This is a genomic window from Acidovorax sp. KPB24-03 (assembly GCF_057546605.1).
In genome coordinates this window covers 1-6411 of record NZ_BAAJYR010000197.1, presented here as the reverse complement: position 1 = coordinate 6411, position 6411 = coordinate 1, and the positions used below count along the sequence as shown (strand labels likewise).

The following is a 6411-nucleotide window of genomic DNA, read 5'->3' as shown; positions in this document are numbered from 1 at the left end:
CTGGGCCACTCGGACCCGGCCCTGCAGCGCGCCGTGGGCCGACTGGGAAGCGCGGCTGCTGCCGCTGACCGGGCTGGCCGAGCCGATCGCACCGCCGGCCCAACTGTGGACGCGCATCGATGCCTCGCTGCAGGCCGCCGACGGCGCACAGGCCAGCGCGCCAGCCGCCCATTCCCATTCCCATTCACCGGCCGCGTCGCCAGCGCCCCGGCCGGCGCCGGCCCGGCCTTCCCGAAACTGGTGGAACCACCTGGGCCTGTGGCGCGGGCTGGCGGGCTCGGGCTTTGCCATGGCGGCCGTGCTGGCCGCGGTGCTGGTCACCCGCGTGGCGCCGCAGGCCGTGCCCCCGCAGTTCATGGTGGTGCTGGTGGCACCGCAGGACAAGGCGCCCGGCTGGGTCGTGCAGGCGAGTTCGCCCAGCGCGCTCCAGCTCATTCCGCTGGGCGTGGCCGAAGTGCCCGCGGGCCGCGCGCTGGAGTTCTGGACCAAGGCCGACAGCTGGAGTGGCCCGGTCTCGCTGGGACTGGTCCAGCCCGGCCAGTCATTGCAGCTGGCGCTGGAAAAGCTGCCGCCGCTGCAGCCCAACCAGTTGTTCGAGCTGACGCTGGAGCCCCCGAGCGGCTCGCCCATCGGCAAGCCCACCGGCCCGATCCAGTACATCGGCCGGGCGGTGAAGGTGCTGTGAGTTCGGCCGCGGCCCGTCGCTCGGCCGCCGCACAATAGCGCCATGTCCACCGCCCCCCACCCCAGCCCCGCCACGCCGGCCCGACCGGCCACCCCCTCGATCTGGCGCGCGCCCGAGCTGTCCGCCCGCTGGTGGCCCGTCTTCCTGCGCAACCTGCTGGTGTGGCGCAAGCTGGCCATCCCCAGCCTGGTGGGCAACATCGCCGAGCCGCTGATGTGGCTGGTCGCCTTCGGGTACGGCATGGGCGCGCTGGTGGGCCAGGTGAACGTGGGGGGCACGCAGGTGCCCTACATCCTGTTCCTGGCGAGCGGCTCCATCTGCATGAGCGCCATGAACGCGGCCAGCTTCGAGGCGCTGTACTCGGCCTTCTCGCGCATGCACGTGCAAAAGACCTGGGACGGGATCATGAACGCGCCGGTCAGCCTGGACAACGTGGTGCTGGCCGAGATGCTGTGGGCCGCCTTCAAGGCCGTGTTCACCGTCACCGCCATCCTGGGCGTGATGCTGGCGCTGAAGATCAGCCACAGCCCCAAGCTGCTCGTGGCCTGGCCCGTGCTGCTGTTCGTGGGGGTGATGTTCTCCAGCATCGCGCTGATCTTCAACGCGCTGGCCAAGGGCTACGACTTCTTCACCTACTACTTCACGCTGGTGCTCACGCCGATGATGTTCCTGTCGGGCGTGTTCTTCCCGCGCGAGCAGTTGCCCGCCGTGGTGCGCCATGTGTCCGACTGGCTGCCGCTGGCCAACGCAGTGGAGCTGGTGCGCCCGCTGTTCATGGACCAGTGGCCCGCGCACCCGCTGCGCCACGGCCTGGTGCTGGTGGTCACCACGGTGGTGGCGTTCTGGACGGCGCTGGCGCTCACGCGCAAGCGGTTCCAGGCCTGATGGAACACGCCTTGAGGCCCCGCCAGCAGCGTAGCTGCGCGATCCGCCTCAGGCCGCTGCGCGCAGCAGGTCCACTGCCTTTTCCGCGACCATGATGGTCGGCGCGTTGGTGTTGCCGCTCACGATGCGCGGCATGACCGACGCATCGACCACGCGCAGGCCGTCCAGGCCGTGCACGCGCAGGTCCGCGCCCACCACGTCCATCGCGCCGGGCCCCATGCGGCAGCTGCCCACCGGGTGGTACACCGTGTCGGCATGCTGGCGGATGAACTGCCCGATGGCCTCATCGGTCTGCGCCGCGGCCGAGGCCGGCATATCGCGCGCGCCATGGGCGGCCAGCGCCGGCTGCGCCAGCCACTCGCGCATGCGGCGCACGCCGCGCACCATGCGCTGCAGATCGTCCGGATCGGCGAAGAAGGCCGGGTCCACCAGCGGCAGGGCGTGCGGGTCGGGACCGGCCAGCGTCACCCGGCCGCGGCTCAGGGGCTGCAGCAGGCACACGTGGCATGAGTAGCCGTGGCCCAGCAGCGTGCGGCGGCCGTGGTCGACGAGCTTGCCGATCACGAAGTGCAGCTGCAGGTCGGGCGCGGCCTCCTCGGGGCGGCTGCGGATGAAGCCGCCGGCTTCGGCGAAATTGGTCACCAGCATGCCGCGCCGGTGCGCCCGCCATTCGCGCACCCCGCGCAGCATCTGCCACGCGGCGGTGGGCGAGAGGCCGAACAGGTCCGTCAGGCGCGGCGCGTCCATCACCTGCACCACGTCGGGATGATCGTGCAGATGCTCGCCCACACCGGGCAGGTCGTGCACCACGGCGATGCCATGGCGATGCAGCGCCGCGCCCGGCCCCACGCCCGACAGCATCAGCAACTGCGGCGACAGCAGCGCGCCCGCGCTCAGCAGCACCTCGCGCGCAGCGCGCACCGTGTGCGACTGCCCGCCCTGGCGGTACTCCACGCCCACGGCGCGCCGGCCCTCGAACAGGATGCGCGTGGCGCGCGCGTGCGTCACCACCTCCAGGTTGGGCCGGCCGCGGTGCGGGGCGAGGTAGGCCTTGGCGGCGCTGAAGCGCTCGCCCGCGCGGTGGGTGACCTGGTACCAGCCCACGCCCTCCTGCGTGGCGCCATTGAAGTCGGGATTGCGGGCATGGCCAGCCTGCACGCCGGCCTCGATGAAATCGCGCGCGATGCGGTGGGGCGCCGGCAGGTCCATCACGTTCAGCGGGCCGCCCGTGCCGTGAAAGGCGTCGGCGCCGCGCTCGTTGTGCTCGGCGCGGCGAAAGTACGGCAGCACGTCGCTCCAGGCCCAGCCCGGGTTGCCCTCGGCGGCCCAGTGGTCATAGTCGGCCGGCTGGCCGCGCAGGTAGATCATGGCGTTGAGCGAACTGGAGCCGCCCAGCACCTTGCCGCGCGGCTGGTAGCCACGGCGCCCGTTCAGGCCGGGCTGTGGCGTGGTGTGCTGCCCCCAGCCGAATGCGCCGGTGCGCGCCATCAGGGCGATGCCGGCCGGGCAGTGGATGAGGGCGCTGGTGTCGGGCGGGCCGGCCTCCAGCAGGCACACGCGCACGGCGGGGTCTTCGGTCAGGCGCCCCGCCAGCACGCAGCCGGCCGAACCACCGCCGATCACGATGTAGTCGAACATGTCCGTTGTCTCCTCTGTGCCAGCGGCCGCGGCCGCTGGGGCGGCGCACCGGCCGCGCCGCCCGCGATTGCCGATACGATCACGCCGATCCGCGCAACCCCTGTTTTTTTGATTTGGCTATTTGGCCGGAAAGACTTTATATGACGATCACGACCGTCGGCATCATCGGCGCAGGCACCATGGGCAACGGCATCGCGCAGGCCTGCGCCGTGTCGGGCATCCACGCGGTGATGGTGGACATCTCGGAAGCCGCCGTGCAAAAGGGCCTGGCCACTGTGGCCGGCAGCCTGGACCGGCTCATCAAGAAGGAAAAGATCACCGCCGCCGACAAGGACGCGGCCCTCTCGCGCATCCGCACCTCGACGAACTACGACGACCTCCAGGCCGCGCAGATCGTGATCGAGGCGGCCACCGAGGACCACGAGCTCAAGGTGAAGATCCTGAAGCAGGTGGACGCCATCGTGGCGCCGGAGGTCATCATCGCCTCCAACACCTCGTCGATCTCCATCACGCAACTGGCGGCCGCCACGTCGCGGCCCGACCGCTTCATCGGCATGCATTTCTTCAACCCGGTGCCGATGATGGCGCTGGTGGAGATCATCCGCGGCCTGCAGACCAGCGATGCCACGCACGACACGGTGAAGGCCCTGTCCGAGTCGCTCGGCAAAAGCCCCATCACCGTGAATAACGCGCCCGGCTTCGTGGTCAACCGCATCCTGGTGCCGATGATCAACGAGGCGTTCTTCGTGCTGGCCGAGGGCCTGGCCACGCCCGAGGACATCGACGCGGGCATGAAGCTCGGCTGCAACCAGCCCATCGGCCCGCTGGCGCTGGCGGACATGATCGGCCTGGACGTGTGCCTGGCGGTGATGAACGTGTACCTGACCGAGTTCGGCGACAGCAAATACCGCCCCTGCCCGCTGCTCAAGGAAATGGTGGCCGCCGGTCGCCTGGGCCGCAAGACCGGGCATGGCGTGTACGCTTACTGACCTTACCCGGGCCATGGGCAGTGGGCAGTGGGCAGCCCCGGCCTCCTCCAACGGGTCAAGGCTTTTCGCTATATTTTTAATAGCGCAACGCCGTAGAATTCATTGCGCCGGAGGCCACTTTGACGCACACCCTCGGCCGCAGGACGCACGCGCCAAAGGACCTTCCACCGCCCCGCAGTACACCCATTCGGCGCTGCCGCCTGCACGCCGCACGTCAAACCCCCAGCGCCGATGGGGTGATGCCCAATTCAATTGCTCACAATTGAATTGGGCATCACAATCCAACCCATGCCCCGCCCCGACGCCCTCGCCCACCCGGTCTCCACGCCCAGCCCCGCTCTGCTGCAGCTGGACAACCAGGTCTGCTTTGCGCTCTATTCCGCATCGCTGGCGATGACCAAGCTCTACAAGCCGCTGCTGGAGTCCATCGGCCTCACCTACCCGCAGTATCTGGTGATGCTGTCGCTCTGGGAGCGCGACGGCATCACCGTCTCCGAACTGGGCGAGCGCCTGTTCCTCGACTCCGGCACGCTCACCCCGCTGCTCAAGCGCCTGGAGGCCTCGGGCCTGGTGACGCGGCTGCGCGATGCGCAGGACGAGCGCCGTGTGCGCACCACGCTCACCCCCGCCGGCCGGGCCCTGCGCGACCGCGCCGAAGCCATTCCTGCCTGCGTGCTGGAAAGCAGCCAGTGCACCCTGCCCGAACTCACCGCGCTGACCCGGCAGCTGCAGCAGCTGCGCCGCCGGATCGGGTCCGGCTAGCAGCCCCGTCCTCACTTTCGTTCTCGCTTTCGTTGTCTTTTTTGTCCCTCAACCGCCCGCACCGCGGGCATTCACTGCAAAGGAATCACCATGCCATCGCTCGACCAAGTCCTCTACACCGCCCGCGCCCACACCACCGGCGGCCGCGACGGCGCCTCGCGCACCGATGACGGACGCCTGGACGTGCAGCTCTCCGCCCCCGGCACCAGCGGCACGGGCACGAACCCCGAGCAGCTCTTCGCCGCCGGCTATTCCGCCTGCTTCATCGGCGCCTTGAAGGCCGTGGGCGGCCAGCTGAAGATCGCCGTGCCGCAGGACGTGGCTGTGGACGCCGAAGTCGATCTGGGCAAGATCCCCAACGCCTACGGCATCGCCGCCCGCCTGAAGGTCAGCCTGCCCGGCCTGGACCGCGCCCAGGCGCAGCAACTGGTGGACGCCGCCCACCAGGTCTGCCCCTACTCCAACGCCACGCGCGGCAACATCGACGTGACGATCACGCTGGCCTGATCGGCATCGGCCTGAAAAAAAGCCCCCCGGCCGCGATCCGACGCGCGGGGGGGCTTTTTGCGTGGGGCCCGATACGCTTCCCTGGCCTGATTGGCCGTGATGCCGGGGTTTTATTTGCCTCGGGTGCTACCAAAAATGTAGCAACCCACTCCATCGAAGCGGGCGCCAGCGGGGCGCCGCAGCGACACCCGGCGGCGATGCACGCCGCGACACCCGCGCGATGGCACCTTTTTTGCGCTTCCCGCGCACTCACCCCCGCCAATGGCACCATTCGGAGCCATCATCGCAGGCGGCCCCGCCCCCGCGGGCCGATGCCTTTTCGCACCCTTGACCCCAGCCTCGCGCACCCACCGCGTCCGCCATGAAGATCGCCCTGCTCGCCGACATCCACGCCAATCGCCATGCCCTCGATGCCTGCCTGGCGCATGCCCGCGCCCAGGGCGCCGAGCAGTTCGCGCTGCTGGGCGACCTGGTGGGCTACGGCGGCGACCCCGTGGCCGTCGTCGAGCAGGCCATGGCCCTGGCGGCGCAAGGCGCGCCCTGCGTGCTGGGCAACCACGACGTCGCGGCGCTGGACCCGCCCGCAACGCCCACCCAGATGGGCGACCAGAGCGCGCAGTGGACGCATGCGCAGCTGTCGCCGCACCACCGGGCCTTTCTGGCCACCTTGCCGCTCACGCGCCGCCTGGGTGCGAACACGCTGCTGGTGCACGCCAGCGCCGACCAGCCCAGCCACTGGCACTACGTGCAGGACGCGGGCGCGGCCGAGCGCAGCATGGCCGCGGCCAGCCAGCTCGACCCCGCCATCCGCTACGTGTTCTGCGGCCACGTGCACGAGCAGGCGCTGTATTTCCTCACGCCCACCGCCAAGCTGATGCGCTTTGCGCCGCAGCCCGGCGTGCCCGTGCCGGTGCCGCCGCACCGCCAGTGGCTGGGGCGTCGCGG

Annotated in this window: 6 protein-coding genes and 1 pseudogene; 6 read left to right on the top strand and 1 reads right to left on the bottom strand. The window is 70.2% G+C overall.

What is annotated here, in order from left to right; all coding sequences use genetic code 11:
- Together AC27KI_RS16915 and AC27KI_RS16910 are read left to right on the top strand one after the other, a co-directional pair.
- Positions 1-685: pseudogene (locus tag AC27KI_RS16915) on the top strand (anti-sigma factor).
- A 42-nt stretch (positions 686-727) separates the two neighbouring features.
- Positions 728-1570 carry an ABC transporter permease gene (locus AC27KI_RS16910; RefSeq protein ID WP_272567099.1) on the top strand — a complete coding sequence of 281 codons (843 nt, stop codon included), beginning with the start codon at positions 728-730 and terminating at the stop codon, positions 1568-1570.
- Positions 1571-1618: 48 nt separating this feature from the next.
- Here the strand turns inward: AC27KI_RS16910 and AC27KI_RS16905 are convergent, their stop codons facing one another.
- Positions 1619-3208 (bottom strand): GMC family oxidoreductase, encoded by a 1590-nt coding sequence (locus AC27KI_RS16905; RefSeq protein ID WP_487114862.1) that lies wholly within the window; start codon positions 3206-3208, stop codon positions 1619-1621.
- A 140-nt stretch (positions 3209-3348) separates the two neighbouring features.
- Here AC27KI_RS16905 and AC27KI_RS16900 point away from each other — a divergent pair, with 140 nt between their 5' ends.
- The 4 genes from AC27KI_RS16900 to AC27KI_RS16885 all read left to right on the top strand — a co-directional run.
- Positions 3349-4197: a 3-hydroxybutyryl-CoA dehydrogenase gene (locus tag AC27KI_RS16900; protein ID WP_487114860.1), complete on the top strand. Its 849-nt coding sequence runs from the start codon at positions 3349-3351 to the stop codon at positions 4195-4197.
- Between the two features lie 288 nt (positions 4198-4485).
- Positions 4486-4959 (top strand): MarR family winged helix-turn-helix transcriptional regulator, encoded by a 474-nt coding sequence (locus AC27KI_RS16895; RefSeq protein WP_284402860.1) that lies wholly within the window; start codon positions 4486-4488, stop codon positions 4957-4959.
- Between the two features lie 90 nt (positions 4960-5049).
- Positions 5050-5466 carry an organic hydroperoxide resistance protein gene (locus tag AC27KI_RS16890; protein ID WP_272549265.1) on the top strand — a complete coding sequence of 139 codons (417 nt, stop codon included), beginning with the start codon at positions 5050-5052 and terminating at the stop codon, positions 5464-5466.
- A gap of 361 nt (positions 5467-5827) precedes the next feature.
- A partial coding sequence (locus tag AC27KI_RS16885) for a metallophosphoesterase family protein (RefSeq protein ID WP_487114858.1) occupies positions 5828-6411 on the top strand: 584 nt, incomplete at its 3' end.